This is a genomic window from Geobacillus sp. PLS 41 (genome assembly GCF_056494105.1).
On sequence record NZ_CM151395.1, the window covers coordinates 921,795 to 939,429 of the forward strand.

Below are 17,635 nucleotides of genomic sequence, written 5' to 3' on the forward strand. Positions count from 1 at the left end.
GTATAATAGAATCGATTGCAACAAAATATAGAAAGAGAGGAAAAGGGGACCAGTGAGAAAAGCGAAGAACATCATCCGCATTGGGGTCGGGGCGGTGTTGGCCGCATGGACGGCGCTGCAAGCGACAGAAGCGGATGCCGGGGCGAATGTCGTCTACTGGGAAGGCATGCGCCTTGTGCAGGGGCAAATTGGGAAATTGGAGATTGTGAAACCTATTAATCTATGGAAACGGGAAAACGGGGCGCTGACGTTTGTCCGCGTGTTGCAGCCTGGAGAACAGTACCGGGTGTATTCGTATGACGAGGCGTTTGGCGGCCAATACGGGGTTGGCGGTGGATATTACGTCACCAATATCAAAGGGCATGTTGTGTATAAAACGCCGTCGAGGGAGAAGCTGAAGCTTGTCAATCCGGGGAAGTATGGGGCAAGGCAGCTGGCGGTCGGCACAGTGGTAAAGGAAGTGTCGACGCGCATTGCCTCTGGGGTGGAAAAAGAGGAAATGGAAATCGTCGGCGCGCGCGGCAAGCAGCATGTGTACAAGCTTGACATCGATACGTCGAATGAGAGGCTGGTCATTGAGACGGCGCTGTCCAATGATCAAGTGCTTGGCATTGAACCGGTGCTTGAGCAGGCAAAACGGTACGATGGCCGCGACGGAACCGTGCTGGCGGCGGTGAACGGCGATTATTTCAAACAGGATGGTTCGCCGACCGATTTGATGGTGCACCGTGGGGAAATTGTGATGACAAATACGACGCCGGCGGCGGAACGGACGATTTTTGGCATCAGCGCTGATGGGAAGCCGATGATTGGAAACCCAGATGTTCAAATTCGTGTTCGAATTGGACAAGGAGGCCCATACCCCGTCGATGGCATCAACAAGCCGCGGCGCGCTCATCAATTGATTTTATACACCCCGTATTTCGCTGCCTCCACGAAAACGAACGCTCTTGGGACGGAAGTCGTGCTGACGAATGTACAAGGGGTGTTGAACGGGAATGGAACGATCACCGGAACGGTGAAGAAAGTTGTAGTCGGTCAAGGCAATGAACCGCTCCAGCCTGGAGAGCTCGTGTTGTCGGGCCATGGCCGGGCGAGTGACTATTTGCGGCAGGCGAAAGAAGGGGATGCTGTGGAAATTTCCCTTCAGTATGACCAGCCCGAATGGAGTGGGGTGAAAGAAGCGCTCGGCGGCCGATACCGGTTGGTGGCGGATGAAAAAGCGCAGTCGTTTTCGATTGAAGGAGTCCATCCGCGTACAGCCGTCGGCATTGACAAGAACGGAAATGTCATGCTCGTCGTTGTCGATGGCCGCCAGCCTGCCTATAGCCAAGGAATGACATTGAATGAGCTGGCCAAACTGATGCATGAGCTTGGCGCGGTCGATGCGATGACGCTCGATGGCGGTGGTTCTTCGACATTTGTCGTCCGCCAGCCAAACGGGCAGCTCAAAGTCGAAAACAAACCGTCTGATGGATTCGCACGGCCAGTGGCGAATGCGCTTCTTGTTGTGTACAAAGAGACGCAAGAGAACGGGGAAAGCGAAGAAGTGCTTGATGACTTTGAAACGGAGTCGAAGTGGAATGCATCGGGCGTCAACTATGTGGGGGCGGCGGTCGAACGGACGACAGAAAAGGTGAGAGAAGGAAAGCAGGCGCTGAAAATTTCATACGATTTCCGCGGGATGCCAGGGACATCCGGCGTCTATGCTAGTCGGGAGGAAGCGATTTGGATTTCGAAACGGCCGCAAGCGATTGGCATGTGGGTGTATGGAGACGGAAGCGGCCATTGGCTGCGCGCCCAGCTGCGGGATGGAAGCGGGCGCCGCATCTGGATCGATTTTGCCCGCCATGTCGATTGGATCGGTTGGAAATATGTGCAGGCCGCTGTGCCTAGCGATGTCGCGCTTCCGCTCATGCTGGAGATGCCGGTGCGTTATATGGAAACGGAAGCGGGACGGAAAAACGCCGGAGCGATTTATATCGACGGCCTTCGCGCCATCTTCCGCTGATGCGCTCGCCTCCCCTGCTTGCCTAGAAGGATGGTGAATGAACAAGGGATGTTGCTCATCGATAGGGGTTCCGAAATCGAGAAAGTCCTTGCATGCTGCTCTTCTAGGCATTTGCATTTCTCTGAAAAGTATTGTATATATTATAAAATGGGCGGATAGGCAAACCACAAGGGAGGCAAAAGTTTGACGATGGACGAGCAAACGTTGTTGGAGCAGTTGCGGAAAAATCCGCCGAAGCTGGTCGGAGGATATAAAAAACAAGGATGGGCGATCAAAGTGTTGGAGCGAATCGCCAATCCGGATGTGGAAGACGAAGGGGACGGCCGGGTGACGGCCAAAGCGGTGCTGCGGGCGCAAGACGGCACGTATTACCCGGCTTTTTTGACAATTGACCTCAATCAACAAGGAAGAGTCGTCGGCGTCTATTTTATCGCTGAAAACAAGGAGCAGTTCGATTTGATTCCGTTCGAATGGGCGAAAGAGTTTCTTGGCAAGCCAGAGCAGGAAATCGTTCCGTTTCGCTACCGGACGCTGAGCAAAATCGACGGCGACAAGCAGCAAACCCATTGGCCGGACTTTAGTTGATCAAGGCTGGCTCTGACAGTCAAAAAGGTGGCTGAAGAGTCGGCCTTATTTTATGCTTTGAAGGGCTTAAGTTCGATTTTTTTCAGAACATATTTTCATTTTGTGTCTTTTCCAGTAAAATTGAAATACATGTTTACTATTTTCATAGATAGCAGGTGAAAGTGTGAGGAGAAAACGGAGAAAAGCATTTTCCATCATCGGATGGCTGGCGGTGTTTTGGTTGTCGTTTTCGCTGTTGACTGTTCAGGCGGAAGCGGCCTCGTTCCCGAATGTGGAGAGGCTTGAACAGCATGCCGTCCAGCTTGAGCGGGCGATGAAAGCGGATCAATGGTCCAAGCCGTACCGTCTCTTGAACCAAGTCAAACGCGATTATGAGGCGGCGAAAAAAGAAGTGGCGCGCGTGCGTCCGCAAACGGCAAGGGCGCAGTTGGAAAAACGGATCGCGGCCGGAGAACAGACGATGAAAAAGGCTTCCGCCTACATCAGCGCTGTCGAAAGCGGGGAGCGATTGCGCGCCTTGACGGCCAACGTCGACCGGGCGCTGCGGATGGGGGATGTGGATGTCGTGTATGATTCCTATGCCCCGTTGCAATACCAAATTCGCAAAACGGCGATTCTCATTGGCCGCGTTCCGGGAGTGTCGCTTCGCGAAAAGATGGAAGGATGGTTTCAACGCCCGGCTTTGGCTGTCAAGCAGCGCGCGTATTATGCCATCAATATTATGCAAGCCATGGACAAGCTGCTTGATGCGTATGATGAAGGGGATATCGCGCGGGCGGAGCGGTTGCTGTCGCTTTGCGACCGGTGGCTGCCAAACGTGGTGGATGCGGCGACGCGCAAGCAGCTGGCGGTGTATATCGATGATTTTAAAGCGCCGGTTGTCTTAGATGTCGATATCGAATAAATCGGCGCATGTCGGGAGAGGAGAGACGGATATGAATGTGATTCAGCGATGGGCGGCGGCTCTTATGTTGCTTGCGGCTTCATTTTCGGTTTGGAGTCCGCCGGCGGAGGCGGCGGCGGCTTCGGCGTCAACGAAGGTGCTCGAAGAAGTGCGGGAAATTGTCCGCCAGTATTATGTGGAACCGGTGAGCGATCAAGTGCTGAAGGCGAGCACCCCGCAAGATATTGTCAAACAGCTTGACCCGTATTCTGCCTATATGACAAAGGAAGAATACGAGGAATTTTTGAAGTGGATTGATATGGAGTCTGTCGGCATCGGCGTGATGGTTGAGGAAGATGAGGACGGCGTCCACATCATGTCTGTCTTGGACAATGGGCCAGCCGCCCGCGCCGGACTGCAGCCGGGCGATGTGATTCAGGCTGTTGACGGGCAGCCGGTAACGAATGAGACAATGGAAAAAGTATTGAGCTTGATCGCAGGAGAAGAAGGAACGACGGTGGCCGTAACCGTTTGGCGGCCGTCGACCGAGGAAACCGTCAGCGTCACCATCAAGCGGGAAAAAATCGACTGGCCGAACGTTGAGTTCAAACGGCTGGCAGGGAATATCGGCTATATTCAGCTATATAGTTTTGATGAGACAGCGCCCGGTGAGATCGAACGCGCCATCCGCTCGTTAAGCGGGGTGAAAGGGTGGATTTTTGACCTCCGCGACAATCCGGGGGGATATGTGGAAACGGCGCAGAAAATCGCTGGCTTTTTCCCGAATGTGAAACAGGCGTTTCAGTTGCGCGACCGTTCGAATCACCCAGAAGTGTATGCCGCTGTCAAACAGCCGGTGCAAATGACGGGACCGATCCGGCTGCTTGTCAACGCGTCGAGCGCGAGTGCGTCGGAAATGTTGGCGGCGGCGGTGAAGGAGCAAAAGGCGGCCGTTTTGTATGGGCAACGGACGTTTGGCAAAGGATCGATGCAGGAAATGTTTGAGCTGTCGGACGGCAGCATGTTGAAGTTGACCGTCGCCCACTTTTTCTCGCCAAAAGGGACGCCGATTCATAACGTTGGGGTGAAGCCGGATGTGCCGACGGTCGTTGGGAAAGAGCTGTATGCCGCTCACCGCGATTTGCTGATTGGGCAGCTGAAAGGGTATCAGTCGCTCGGCAAGCTGCGCAATGCGCCGGTCGATAAGACGTTTGTCGTCCGTTTCTCTCGTCCGCTCGCCAATACCGCGGTAAGCGGAGTAAAATTGTATCAATTAGGTGGACAGGAAGTAGCGGTGACGGCGCAAATCCGCCGGGGGACGGAGCTTTTGATCAAACCGGCAGCGAAGCTGGCCAAAGGGCAGAGCTATTTGTTGGTCATTCCGCCGGTGTTAAAAAGCAAAGACGGCGTAGCGATGAAAAAAGGCGCTTACATGGAGATTCAAACCGCTGCTTCTACGAAATAAGGCTCTCCCATCGAGATGCGTTGGATAGCCGTCTGCTCTTGATGGTGCAAAGTTCGGCTGCTTCGACTAAGGCGCGGCCGACAGCGGGAGCGCGGTCGTTTTGAACGGAACGATGCAAAGAAAGCTGGCCTCCATCGGTCGTTTGGCGACCATGGGGGCCAGCTTTTTGCAGGTTACTCGTCGCTTGACGGCGTTTCTTGCTTTTCGCTCTGTGCCGGGGAGGATGGGATTGTCACCTTCCAGGACGTCCAATCCGGTTCTGCTTTGTGCAGCAATTCCGGTGGGAAGAGGAACGTCCATGGTTTGCTGGTGTGGGCTTTCACTTCCAGATGGCAGGGAAATAATCCGCGGGCGACGATGTCGCCAGCATGATCCCGCACTTCAAGCGGGATTTGTTCAAAATGGATATGTTTGTCGCTGCCGTTGCGAATGAGCAACGTGACGCCTAGTTCACCGGAAGGCAGCTGTTTCGCTTCAATGCCCATGAAGTTCACCTCTCCGGGAGCGGGAGGCGGAACCGAGTCAACGAGGGCTTGCAGATGTTGGCGCTGCTTGGCCGACAGCGCCTGCTCCCAGCTTTCCTCTAGGTCGAGCCGATGCCGCGGTGTCAGTTCAAAGGCGATCTTCCATCCATCTGCGGGCAACTGATCGACGAGCTTGTCCTCGGCGGCGAACAAAAACCGCCACGGGCGGGCCGTCATCGGCGGCAGTTCGCCGAAAGGGCTCATATCAAACTCTTTGCGGGCGATCGCCGTGCCATCCTCGTCAAGCAGCAACAGGCGGATTCGTTCAAAGCGAACCGGCTTCGGCAGCGTGTTGCGCAAAATGGCGACAGCGACAAACCCATCGTTGTATTCGACCAGCTTGACGCCGGAAATGGAAATTTGGTTTGGCTGAAGCGGCGGCAGCTGTTCGTGGTAAAAGCGATAGACGTACGTTTCTTCCGGAGACAGCTGCCAGTCCGGATGAAACGACAGCGTCGTTTTCGTTCCGACCTCCGGCTGTTTGACATGTTGCGCCGGCAGCTCGGCTTCCGGTTGCGTGCGTTGTTTTCGTCGGAAAATCATAGGGAACCTCCTTTACGAGGCGGCGTGCTGCGCCGCGGTTATGGTTTGTTCGCGGCGGCGGCCGCTTCGTCATCGATGACAAACTGGCTTTTCAAATAGTTCATGGCTGTCGTGCAAATGCCGGCGTCGATCGCTTGCTGCAGCGCGACGAATTCGCGGTAGGCGTCCATTTCAAAGGCGCGGTACGGATCCTCTTGGCCGTAGCTGCGCAAATGAATCCCCTCTTTTAATAAATTCAGTTGATTTAAGTGGCGAATCCAGTGGGCGTCGATTGTTTCAACCATCAAATGCTTAAGCCGCGTGGTTTGTTCTTCGTCGCACGGAAGATCGGCGAGCGCCGCTTCAAGCGATTTGTATTCGTCCCAAACAAGCTGGGCGATTTCTTCTTTTTGCTTATGGCGAAGATCATCAATCGGATAGGCAAACCGGAAAAAGGCACGGCGCAGCTCGTTGTGCAGTCCTTCGATGTTCCACTCTTCAAAAAAGACGTTTTCCGGACAATAACGGTCGATTGTTTGCGTGATATGGCGATGGATGTGCCGAAGGAGCTCGGACAGCACCTCTGCTTGCTTCAGCGCCAAGACGCGATCGCGCATATGGTAGATGACTTTGCTTTGTTGGTCGATCACGGTGTCCAATTTCAATAAATGCAATCGCGCCGAATAATGGGCGTTTTCGATCGTTGTTTGCACTTTTTGGACGAACTTGATCGGGTCGGGCGACACGATGCGCCCGGTTTCATCCGTCTCGACTTTGCTTTTCCATTTTTTCAATTCATCTTGATCATACAAGCGGAATAAATCGTCGTCGAGCGAAATGATAAACTGGGAAGACCCCGGATCCCCTTGGCGTCCTGCCCGGCCGCGCAGCTGCATATCAATGCGATGGCTTTCATGGCGCTCTGTGCCAATGATGTGCAGCCCGCCCAGTTCCTTGACGCCTTCCCCAAGCAAAATATCGGTCCCGCGCCCGGCCATATTGGTGGCGATCATCACTTGCCCTTTTTGCCCGGCGGTCGCGATGATGCGCGCCTCTTCTTCCTCCGTTTTGGCATTGAGCAGGTGGTGAGGGATGCCTGCTTTCGAAAACGCTGCTGACAACCGTTCCGACTGAGCGACCGATGTCGTGCCGATGAGAACAGGGCGGCCGATGGCATTCATTTTTTTCACTTCGTCAATAATTTTCCGTACTTTCGCCTCGTACGTCTGGTAGACGAGGTCGTCCCAGTCGGTGCGTCGGGATGGCCGGTTTGTCGGAATCGTAATAACGCGCAGCCGGTACGTTTGCCAAAATTCTTCTTTCGACGGCGTAGCGCTGCCGGTCATCCCGGCCAGCTTCTCATACATGCGAAAATAGTTTTGGATCGTAATCGTTGCTTGGATGTCGTTTTCTTCGGTGATTTCCACACCTTCTTTCGCTTCAATCGCTTGATGCAGGCCGTCGCTGAACGAGCGTCCTTCCATCACCCGGCCGGTGAACGGGTCAACGATCATCACTTTGCCGTTTTTGACGATGTAATCGACATCCCGCCGCATGATAAACCAAGCGCGCAGCGACTGCATCGCATGATGGAGCAGCACGTGATGCTCCCAGTCGTATAGGTTATCGATGCCAAACGCCCGCTCGATTTTTTGCGCCCCTTCTTCGGTGAGGAAAATTTGTTTCGTCTCCGGAGACCGTTCATACTCTTTTCCTTCTTCGAAGGTGCGGACGATGCGTGCCATAATCGGGAACAATTCGGCTCCGATTCCCGATTTATTGGCGATGATGAGCGGGGTGCGCGCTTCGTCGATTAAAATGCTGTCGATTTCATCGATGATGGCGTAATACAGCGGGCGCTGCACTTTATCTTCGAGGCGGTACACCATGTTGTCGCGCAAATAATCAAAGCCGAACTCGGTGCCGGTGCCGTACGTGATGTCGGCCGCGTACGCTTCTTTTTTCTCGCTGGCCGTCATTTGCGACACATTCAGGCCGACGGTTAAGCCGAGAAAGCGGAACACACGGCCCATTTGTTCGCAGTCCCGGCGCGCCAAATATTCGTTGGCCGTAATAATGTGGACGCCTTTTCCAAGGAGGGCGTGCAAGTAGCTTGGCAAAGTGGCCGCCAACGTCTTTCCTTCCCCGGTCTGCATTTCAGCGATGTTTCCTTCATGCATCGCCAATCCGCCCATCAGTTGCACGTCGTAATGGCGCAGACCGAGCACGCGCCGCGCTGCCTCCCGGACGACGGCAAACGCCTCGGTTTTTATGTCATCGAGCGTCTCACCGCGTTCGAGCCGTTCTTTGAAGGCAACCGTTTTTTGGCGCAGTTGTTCATCGCTCAGCGAAGAAATGGTTGGTTCCCATTCATTGATTTGCGCCGCCAGCTTGGCAAGACGCTGCACTTCTCGCGCGCTTTCGTCAAATAGTTGCTTTACTTTTGCAAACATATGTCCATTCCTCTCCTAGACAGGCGTGATTCACATCAAGTGCTCTAAAACCTAATTATAGCACAAGATGTTTCCTGTGGAGGGAGGATGTAAAATGTGGAATCGTTCGCCGGATTGGCGCTCGAGCTTCTCGCGGCAAGGGAAAAAGAAATTTTCCATCCTTGGGGACAAAAAAGGGGTGTAAAAAAAGATTGATTTACTCATCGTATATGGTAACATAAAGATGATGTGTGTTTCCGCGATTTTATAAGGCCAAGGTGATTGCACATGAATATGGAAGCATTTGCCGCATGTTTGGCTTCGTTTATTACAGTATTGGTCATCACCCCGTTCGTGATCAAGCTCGCCATCAAAATTGGGGCGGTCGATCGGCCGAACGGGAGAAAAGTGCATACAAAAGTCATGCCAAGGCTTGGCGGATTGGCCATTTTTATCGGTGTCGCCGTCGGCTATTTTGTCGGCGGGGTGTATAAAGAGCAAGTGACGGGGATGACGGTCGGCGCCATCATCATCGTGCTCGTCGGGATGCTCGACGATTTGTACGAGCTGTCGCCAAAAGTGAAGCTGGCCGGCCAGCTGCTGGCGGCGTTCGTCGTTGTCGCTTCCGGGCTGAAGGTCGATCTTTTGACTGTCCCGTTTGTCGGCACGTTTGAGTTGGGGCTGTGGAGCTACCCGATCACCATATTTTGGATTATCGCGATTACGAACGCCATCAACTTGATCGACGGGTTGGACGGATTGTCCGCAGGCATTTCCGCCATTGGAATTGCGGCCATTGCCGTCATGGCGGGCATGGCGGGCAAAATGCTCATTTTCACGCTCTGCTTGATCATCTTGGGCAGCGTCATCGCTTTCTTGTTTTACAACTTCCACCCGGCGAAAATTTTCATGGGGGATACCGGCGCGTTGTTTTTAGGTTATGCCATTTCCGTCCTGTCGGTGCTAGGGCTTTACAAAAGCGTGACGCTCTTCAGCTTCGTCGTTCCGGTGATCATTTTGGGCGTGCCGATTTTCGATACGACATTTGCCATTATTCGCCGCATTGTGAATAAAAGGCCGATCTCGGCGCCGGATAAGTCGCATCTTCATCATCGACTGCTGGCTCTCGGCTTTTCGCATCGCAACACGGTCTTGCTCATTTATGCGTTTGGCCTGATGTTTGCCATCAGCGCGATTTTGTTCTCCGCCTCGACGTTATGGCAGTCCATTCTCATCGTCTTTGCCTTGATCGTCTTCGGGGAACTGCTTGCTGAACTGATCGGCTTGGTCAATGATCAGTACAAGCCGTTTATGACCTTTATTCGCAAGCTGCTTCGGGGAAGCCGAAAAGTATACGGAAATGACCGATAAATAGCAAATGGGCCGTTTGTGTCATGAAAGGGACAAACGGCTTTTTTCAGGAATTGCCCTTCTTTGGAAAATTATACCCTTCTTTTTCGTTGTTTATGCAGCTTCTGCCGTTCCTTCGCTGATTTTTTTTGCGGCAAGGCCAAGATTGCCACAAAACTGTCATTATATATTGACGCAAATGTGATAAACTAAACATGTTTATTCTACATATTTTTTGGATTTGGAGGAACTTGCGATGAACGTGCCAATGTTGGATTTAAGCGAACAGTATGAACAATTGAAGCCGGAGATCATGCGCGTATTGGATGAAGTGATGCGCTCCTCTCGCTTTATTTTAGGAGATTATGTCAAAAAGCTAGAAGCAGATATTGCCGCCTACAGCCGGGCTAGACATGGGATCGGCTGCGGCAACGGAAGCGATGCGATACATATTGCTTTGCAAGCGGCCGGCGTCGGGCCGGGCGATGAAGTCATCACGACGGCGTTCACCTTTTTCGCGACGGCAGGATCGATTGCGCGGGCCGGCGCCAAACCGGTGTTTGTCGATATCGATCCGGTGACGTTCAACATCGATCCAGCGAAAATTGAAGCGGCGGTGACGGAGAAGACGAAAGCCATCATCCCGGTGCATTTGTACGGGCAAATGGCGGATATGGAGGCGATTGCCGCGATTGCCAAGCGGCATGGATTGGTTGTCATCGAGGACGCCGCCCAGGCGATCGGCGCGAAATACAACGGGAAATGCGTTGGCGAGCTGGGGACGGCGGCGACGTACAGCTTCTTCCCGACGAAAAACTTGGGCGCCTACGGGGATGGCGGCATGATCATTACGAATGATGACGAACTGGCCGAAAAATGCCGGGTCATCCGCGTTCATGGCAGCAAGCCGAAATATTACCATCATGTACTTGGCTACAACAGCCGCCTCGATGAGATGCAAGCGGCGATTTTAAGCGTCAAATTCCCGCATCTGGATCGGTGGACGGAACAGCGGCGCAAGCATGCGGCGACGTATACGCGCCTGCTCGAGGAGGCGGTCGGCGACCTTGTTGTGACGCCGAAAGAAGTCGACGGGCGCTATCATGTGTTCCATCAATACACGATTCGAGCGCCGAAGCGCGACGAGCTGCAAGCGTTTTTGAAAGAACAGGGGATCGCGACGATGGTGTACTATCCGCTGCCGCTGCATTTGCAGCCGGTGTTTGCTTCGCTCGGATACAAGGAAGGGCAGCTGCCGGAGGCGGAAAAAGCGGCGAAAGAAGCGCTGTCGCTGCCGATGTTCCCAGAGCTGAAAGAGGAGCAGCAACAGTACGTCGTCGAGAAAATCGCAGAGTTTTACCGTCATTTCGCTTGATCGTCCAACCGGCCAAAGGAAACGTCACTTGCGCACAGCAATGGCGTTTTCTTTGGCGTTGGATCATTTGTTTTGTTCACAACACTTTGTTATTTTATGATAAGGGATGGTGGCCGGATTGACGGCGGAAAAACGACCGTTTGTGCTATACGAATATTTGCGCTTTTTTTGGCAGCGAAAATGGTGGTTTCTTGTCGTTCCGCTTGCGACGATCGTGTTGACCGTCATCGCAGGGCGGCTTTTGCTGCAGGGGGAGAAGTATACGGGGAAAGCTGTCATATTTACGGGATCAATTGACGTAAAAGAGTTGACGGATCCGAAAAATATAGAAGCGAAGTTTCCAGATGTGAAAAACTTGGATGTCGTCGTTCCTGAAGAACAGTACGTGCAAATCACGGTCAAAGGCGACGATGAACAAGACGTGAGTCGAGAATTGAAGCTTGTTGTGTCGGAATACAGCCAGGGGCTCAAGCGCCATTCGCAAGAGCGGATTGATGTCACCACGAAATACTTGCATGCGCTGGAAGAACGGGAGCGCGCCTTGCAGCAAAAAGTCGATTATTATAGCGAACAAATACAGTCGGGCCGCTTGAATCCGGAACAGCTCCATGACATCAGCGACTTGTTGGTTGAGTCGGAAAACAACTTGACTGAAGTGATGGAGCGTGTCAATCGCATCCGCGGCAATCTTGTCTTTTACGAAAAACCGGCCGTATTGTCGGAAACGGTGGCGAAATCGAAAACGTATACGGGGCAGCTGATGGCCGTCGGCCTTGTCCTCGGCCTGTTTTTGACGGTCGTTTGGCTCGTGCTTTGGAAGTATATATTGGACGCGAGGAGGTACTATTCTTCATGATCCGTTTTGCCATTGTCGGCATGGGGCATATCGCCAAAAAACATATCGATGCCATTGAAAAGGCGGACGGCGCCGAGCTGGCGGCAGTGTGCGACACGAACCCGGAACGGTTGCGCGACGTGTCGGACGTTCCTGTTTACACTGATATGGAGACGATGTTGAAGGAGAACGAACAGATCGATGTCGTCAACATTTGTGTTCCGTCTGGATTGCACGCGCGGCTGGCCAAGCTGGCGGCCCGCTATCGCCGTCATATCATTGTGGAAAAACCGATGGCGCTCCGTGTGAGCGACGCCGAAGAGATGATCCGCGCGGCGAAAGAAAGCGGCGTGAAGCTCGCGGTCGTTCATCCGAACCGCTTCCGTCCAGCGATTCGGAAGCTGAAAGAGGCGATGGAGCGCGGGATGTTCGGAAAACTGAGCCATGCGAACGCCACGGTGCGCTGGAATCGAAATCAAGCCTATTATGACCAGGCGGCGTGGCGGGGGACGAAAGAGTTTGACGGCGGCGTCTTGATGAATCAAGCCATTCACAATTTGGATTTGCTGCTTTGGCTGATGGGGCCGGTCAAGGCGGTGCAAGCGATGGCGGCGACAAGGCTGCGCAAGATTGAGACGGAAGACGTCGCGGCGGCGGTCGTCGAGTTTGAAAGCGGGGCGCTTGGCGTCATTGAGGCAGCGACGACGATTTATCCGCAAAACTTGGAGGAATCGATCGCCATTTTCGGTGAAACGGCATCGGTGAAAATCGGCGGCCGGACGGCCAACTTTATCGAAACGTGGGAAGCGGAAGGCGTCAGCGAGGAAGAACGGGCAAAGCTCATCGATGAGATCAACGCCGACCCGTTTGGCAAGCCGGGGCACCAATGGATCATTGAAGATATGGTGCAAGCGATTCGCGAAGACCGCGAGCCGATCGTCACGGGTTTGGACGGATTGGCTCCTGTTCGGCTGATCGAAGCGATTTTGCGTTCGGCGGAAACGGGGACAAGAGTGCAACTATCTGAGTAGAAAGGAATGAGAGGAATGAACTACGCGGAACGGCTGTTGCAAAAATTTGAGAAACGCGACGCGGTCATCGGCGTGGTCGGGCTTGGCTACGTCGGGTTGCCGCTGGCAGTCGAAAAAGCAAAAGCAGGGTTTCATGTCATTGGCTTTGACATCCAACAAAGCCGCGTCGATCAAGTGAACAATGGGATCAACTACATCGGCGATGTCGTCGATGAAGATTTGCATGAGATGGTCAAACAAGGGCGGCTTGTGGCGACGACCGATTACGCCCGGATCGCGGAAGTCGATGCCGTGGCGATCGCGGTGCCGACCCCGCTCGATGAGCATCATCAGCCGGATACGTCCTACGTCGAAAACTCGGCGAAGGAAATCGCTAAATACGCCCATGAAGGGATGCTTGTCGTTTTGGAATCGACCACCTATCCAGGCACGACGGAAGAAATCGTGAAACCGGCGCTGGAGAAAAAGGGGCTCGTCGTCGGGGAAACGGTGTTCGTTGCCTATTCGCCGGAGCGGGTTGACCCGGGCAACAAGCAGTTTAAGACGAAAAATACGCCGAAAGTCGTCGGCGGCGTGACAAAGACGTGCACGAAAGTGGCAGCGGCCATGTATCGAGCTGTGCTTGAAGGCGATGTGCACGAAGTGTCGAGTCCGGCGGTGGCGGAAATGGAGAAAATTTTTGAAAACACGTTTCGCCATATCAACATTGCGTTAGCGAACGAAATGGCCATTTTGTGCGAACGGATGGGCATTGATGTCTGGGAAGTCATCGATGCAGCGAAAACGAAGCCGTACGGATTTATGGCGTTTTATCCGGGGCCGGGGCTTGGCGGCCATTGCATTCCAATCGACCCGTTTTATTTGACATGGAAGGCGCGCGAATACAACTACCATACGCGCTTGATCGAGCTGGCCGGAGAAATCAACAACGCCATGCCGGAATATGTCGTCAACCGCGCGATGCTCATTTTGAACGAAGAAGGGAAGGCGCTGCGCGGTTCGAAAGTGACGGTACTCGGCGTCGCCTACAAAAAAGACATTGATGATGTGCGCGAATCGCCAGTGTTGAAAATCGTCGAGCTGCTCGAGCAATACGGAGCGGAATTTGCGGTCGTCGACCCGTATGTTCCGTCGTTCCGGGCGTGCAACCGGGTGATTGAGACGGTCGAGCTGACGCCGGAACTGCTTGCACAGTCAGATCTTGTCTTGATTACGACGGATCATTCCAACATCGACTATGAAATGGTCGCTCGTCACAGCCGGGTCGTGTTTGACACACGCAATGCTATGAAAGATGTGTCGAAACCGGCAAAATACGTCAAATTGTAAGCGAAGGAGACGAAACCATGAACGTTGTCGATCCCTCTGTTGTTTGCGGTGAACGTGTCGAAATGGGCCATTTCACTGTCATCGAGGCGAATGTAAAAATCGGAAACGACGTTAAAATCGGACATCGCGTCACGATTCACGAAGGAACCGTCATCGGCGACGGCGTGACGATCGCCGACGGAGCGGTGCTCGGCAAACCGCCGAAGCCGGCGAAAACGAGCACCGTCAAGCTGTCGGGCGAGCTGCCGCCGCTTGTCATCGGCGACCATTGCACGATCGGCGCCAACGCCGTCATCTATCGAGGCGCGACGATCGGCGCCTACACATTGATCGCTGATTTGGCGAGCGTGCGCGAAAACGTGCACATCGGCCAATATGTGATCGTCGGGCGCGGGGTGTGCGTCGAAAACCACGTCCAAATCGGCGATCGGACGAAAATCCAGTCGAACTCCTACATCACGGCCTACACGACGCTCGAAGACCATGTGTTCATCGCCCCGTGCGTCACGACGACCAATGACAACTACATGGGGCGGACGGAAGAACGGTTCGCCAAAATCAAAGGGGCGACCGTCAAGCGCGGGGCGCGCGTCGGAGGCGGAGCGATTTTGCTGCCGGGCGTGACGGTGGCGGAAGAGACGTTTGTCGCCGCTGGGGCGCTCGTCACAAAAGATACGGAACCGAGGACGGTCGTGAAAGGATTCCCGGCGCGCTTCAGCAAAATGGTCGACGAGCGGGAGTTGTTATAAATTGTTCTCGGCATTCAAGCGTTTAGGAGCGGATTCGCTCCTTTACGCGTTTATGAACGTCGGCACGAAGCTGATTGCCTTTTTGATGCTGCCGATTTATACAAGCTATTTGTCAAAGGCGCAGTACGGGGCGGTCTACTTGATCGACCAATGGACGTCGATGCTGACATTTCTCGTCATTTTCGGTACGGATTCGGCGCTCTCTTTTTACTATTACGACACGGACGACAAAGAGAAGCGCCTTTTGTATGTGCGCAACGTCATGTACTTCCGGCTGTTTGTCGTCGCCATCTTATTTTTGGCTGTCGTTTTGGCCGGTCCGTGGATCGCAGGCGCGCTGTTTCAAGAACCTCGCTATGTCGATTTGCTGTACATCAGTATCGCGACGTTGCTGCTCGATACGATTTTCGTCATGGCGACGACGGTGCTGCGGTTTGAATTTCAGACGAAAAAAGTCGTGATTTGGACGCTCGTGAAAATGCTGCTTGTCTCTGTGCTGTCGTATGCGGCGCTCCGGTGGTTCGCGGCGACGCCGGAAGGGCTGCTCATCGGCCGGCTCGTGAGCAGCGCGCTCGTGTTTTTGTTGATGCTGCATTTGACCGTCAAGTATATGGTGTGGCGCGTGCGCTTTGACGTGTTAAAGGAGCTGCTTGCCTACGCCGCCCCGCTCGTGCCGACTTCGCTCGCCTTTTGGGTGATCGCCAACGTCAGCACGTTTTTCATCCAACGGTTTGCGTCGTTGGAGGAAGTCGGGGTGTTTGGGGTTGCCTTGCGTCTCGCGACCGTGATCACGCTCATCACGAGCGGCGTGCAGATGGCGTGGCGTCCGTATTCGATGTCGATGAAAGACCGGCCGGAAAGCCGTGCGCTGTTTGCGAAAGTGTATATGGCGCTTTTGCTCATTGGAGCGTTTGGGCTGCTTTTGATCGCCACGGCGAGCCCGTGGCTTGTGGAAACCTTTTTCAAACAGGAATATCGCGATGCAGCGTCCTATATCCCGTTTTTATCGGCCGTCACGTTTTTGAACTTTTATTATCTAATTGTTTCCACCGGCTTGTTTTTGACAAAGGAAACCGGCTATATTTCACGGGTGTTCACGCTAGCGGCGCTTCTTCATCTTGCGTTGAACGCCGTTTTGGTGCCGCTTTGGCTCAGCTGGGGGGCGGTCGCGGCCAGCCTCATGACGTATATGGTCGCTGTGGCTTTCATTTTTCGCAAAAGCCAGCAAGTGTATCCTGTGCCAGTGTCATGGAAAAAGATGGCTTTGGTTTTGGTCGGCACATTGCTCGCCCTCATCGTCATCGTCTACGTTCAGCAGGCGCCGCTTGCTGACGGCTGGGTGCTCGCTGGTTGGGGCTTGTTTGCCGCCACGCTCTTTGCCAGCCGGGTTGATCGTGATTTGCGCCGTCCGGTGCGCACGATCGAGGATGAAAATGCGCAAAATACTTGATAACCGCTCATCTGATCTAGGAGGTGTTTCGGATGAAAATCGCCACCGTGTTAGGCGCCAGACCGCAGTTTATCAAGGCTGCCCCCGTCTCGCGCGTCTTGCGAAAACAATATACCGAAGTGCTGATCCATACCGGGCAGCACTATGACCCGAATATGTCGGCCATTTTTTTTGAGGAGTTGAATATTCCGACGCCTGACTACTATCTTGGGGTGGGTTCAGGCAGCCATGGAAAGCAAACGGGCGAAATGCTGATGAAAATTGAAGAAATTGTCATGCAAGAAAAACCGGATTATGTGCTCGTCTATGGCGATACGAACTCGACGCTCGCGGGCGCTCTTGTCGCAGCGAAGCTCCATATTCCCGTCATCCACGTCGAAGCCGGACTGCGCAGCTTCAACAAGCAGATGCCGGAAGAAATCAACCGCATCATGACCGATCATGTCTCCGAGCTCTTATTTTGTCCAACGGAGACGGCCGTGGAAAATTTACGAAAAGAAAATATTACGCGAAACGTCTGGAATGTCGGCGACGTCATGTATGACGCCATTTTGTACAACAAGGAGCTCGCACAGCGCCAATCGACGATTTTGGCTGATTTGTCGCTGGCGGAACAATCCTACTACTTGATTACCATTCACCGAGCGGAAAATACCGATGACCCCGACAAATTGAAAGCCATTTTGGCTGCTTTTGCGGACATCGACGGGACGAAAGTGTGGCCGATTCATCCGCGGACGCGGCATAAGCTTGAAGAGTACGGCTTGGACGCTTCGGCGATTCCAGGGCTTCGGCTGATCGATCCGGTCGGTTATTTGGACATGCTTCGGCTAGAGAGCGGCGCGAAAAAAATCATCACCGATTCAGGCGGCGTGCAAAAGGAGGCGTATTTCTTGCGCGTGCCTTGCGTGACGGTGCGCGAACAAACCGAATGGGTGGAAACGCTCAAAGGCGGGGCGAACATCTTAACCGGCACGGACCGCGAGAAGATCGTCGCGGCGGTCCACAAGGAAGTCGCCCCTGTTTATGCGGACGTCTTTGGCGATGGGCATGCGGCGGAGAAAATCGTGGCGGCGATCGGACAGCGATAAGGG

The 17,635-nt window shown here is 53.8% G+C and carries 14 protein-coding genes; 12 read left to right on the forward strand and 2 right to left on the reverse strand.

Annotated elements, in window-relative coordinates; genetic code table 11:
• Window positions 1-52: 52 nt before the first annotated feature.
• The 4 genes from ACVX3G_RS04495 (at window position 53) to ACVX3G_RS04510 (ending at window position 4,944) form a co-directional block, all read left to right on the forward strand.
• Window positions 53-2,011: a phosphodiester glycosidase family protein gene (locus ACVX3G_RS04495; protein WP_021321953.1), complete on the forward strand. Its 1,959-nt coding sequence runs from the start codon at window positions 53-55 to the stop codon at window positions 2,009-2,011.
• Between the two features lie 183 nt (window positions 2,012-2,194).
• Window positions 2,195-2,596, forward strand: a complete 402-nt coding sequence (locus tag ACVX3G_RS04500; protein WP_021321954.1) for a hypothetical protein — start codon at window positions 2,195-2,197, stop codon at window positions 2,594-2,596.
• Window positions 2,597-2,759: 163 nt separating this feature from the next.
• On the forward strand, window positions 2,760-3,500 hold the full coding sequence (locus tag ACVX3G_RS04505; RefSeq protein WP_479454583.1) for a hypothetical protein: 741 nt from the start codon (window positions 2,760-2,762) through the stop codon (window positions 3,498-3,500).
• Between the two features lie 31 nt (window positions 3,501-3,531).
• Window positions 3,532-4,944: a S41 family peptidase gene (locus ACVX3G_RS04510; protein WP_021321956.1), complete on the forward strand. Its 1,413-nt coding sequence runs from the start codon at window positions 3,532-3,534 to the stop codon at window positions 4,942-4,944.
• Between the two features lie 173 nt (window positions 4,945-5,117).
• On the opposite strand, the gene ACVX3G_RS04515 is transcribed toward ACVX3G_RS04510, so the two are convergent.
• Both ACVX3G_RS04515 and secA2 read right to left on the reverse strand, forming a co-directional pair.
• Window positions 5,118-6,011, reverse strand: coding sequence for an accessory Sec system S-layer assembly protein (locus ACVX3G_RS04515; protein WP_062898970.1), 894 nt, complete (start codon window positions 6,009-6,011; stop codon window positions 5,118-5,120).
• 38 nt (window positions 6,012-6,049) lie between these two features.
• A complete protein-coding gene (gene secA2, locus ACVX3G_RS04520; RefSeq protein ID WP_081130759.1) occupies window positions 6,050-8,443 on the reverse strand; it encodes an accessory Sec system translocase SecA2 in 2,394 nt (797 codons plus the stop codon).
• A gap of 267 nt (window positions 8,444-8,710) precedes the next feature.
• Between secA2 and ACVX3G_RS04525 the strand changes: the two genes are divergently transcribed.
• From ACVX3G_RS04525 to wecB, 8 genes are all read left to right on the forward strand, one after another.
• A complete protein-coding gene (locus tag ACVX3G_RS04525; protein WP_020278877.1) occupies window positions 8,711-9,793 on the forward strand; it encodes a glycosyltransferase family 4 protein in 1,083 nt (360 codons plus the stop codon).
• Window positions 9,794-10,028: 235 nt separating this feature from the next.
• Window positions 10,029-11,147, forward strand: coding sequence for a DegT/DnrJ/EryC1/StrS family aminotransferase (locus ACVX3G_RS04530; protein ID WP_033026352.1), 1,119 nt, complete (start codon window positions 10,029-10,031; stop codon window positions 11,145-11,147).
• Window positions 11,148-11,265: 118 nt separating this feature from the next.
• Window positions 11,266-12,003: a GumC domain-containing protein gene (locus tag ACVX3G_RS04535; protein WP_033026371.1), complete on the forward strand. Its 738-nt coding sequence runs from the start codon at window positions 11,266-11,268 to the stop codon at window positions 12,001-12,003.
• Window positions 12,000-13,013, forward strand: coding sequence for a Gfo/Idh/MocA family protein (locus ACVX3G_RS04540; protein ID WP_015375874.1), 1,014 nt, complete (start codon window positions 12,000-12,002; stop codon window positions 13,011-13,013). The genes ACVX3G_RS04535 and ACVX3G_RS04540 overlap by 4 nt, the downstream gene beginning before the upstream one ends.
• A gap of 15 nt (window positions 13,014-13,028) precedes the next feature.
• Window positions 13,029-14,342: a nucleotide sugar dehydrogenase gene (locus ACVX3G_RS04545; RefSeq protein ID WP_015375873.1), complete on the forward strand. Its 1,314-nt coding sequence runs from the start codon at window positions 13,029-13,031 to the stop codon at window positions 14,340-14,342.
• 17 nt (window positions 14,343-14,359) lie between these two features.
• Window positions 14,360-15,091 carry an N-acetyltransferase gene (locus ACVX3G_RS04550; RefSeq protein ID WP_011232634.1) on the forward strand — a complete coding sequence of 244 codons (732 nt, stop codon included), beginning with the start codon at window positions 14,360-14,362 and terminating at the stop codon, window positions 15,089-15,091.
• A 1-nt stretch (window position 15,092) separates the two neighbouring features.
• The gene (locus ACVX3G_RS04555) at window positions 15,093-16,541 is read left to right on the forward strand and encodes a lipopolysaccharide biosynthesis protein (protein ID WP_081130760.1); all 1,449 of its coding nucleotides are present in this window, start codon (window positions 15,093-15,095) and stop codon (window positions 16,539-16,541) included.
• 32 nt (window positions 16,542-16,573) lie between these two features.
• Window positions 16,574-17,632, forward strand: a complete 1,059-nt coding sequence (gene wecB / locus ACVX3G_RS04560; RefSeq protein WP_033026344.1) for a non-hydrolyzing UDP-N-acetylglucosamine 2-epimerase — start codon at window positions 16,574-16,576, stop codon at window positions 17,630-17,632.
• Window positions 17,633-17,635 lie beyond the last annotated feature (3 nt).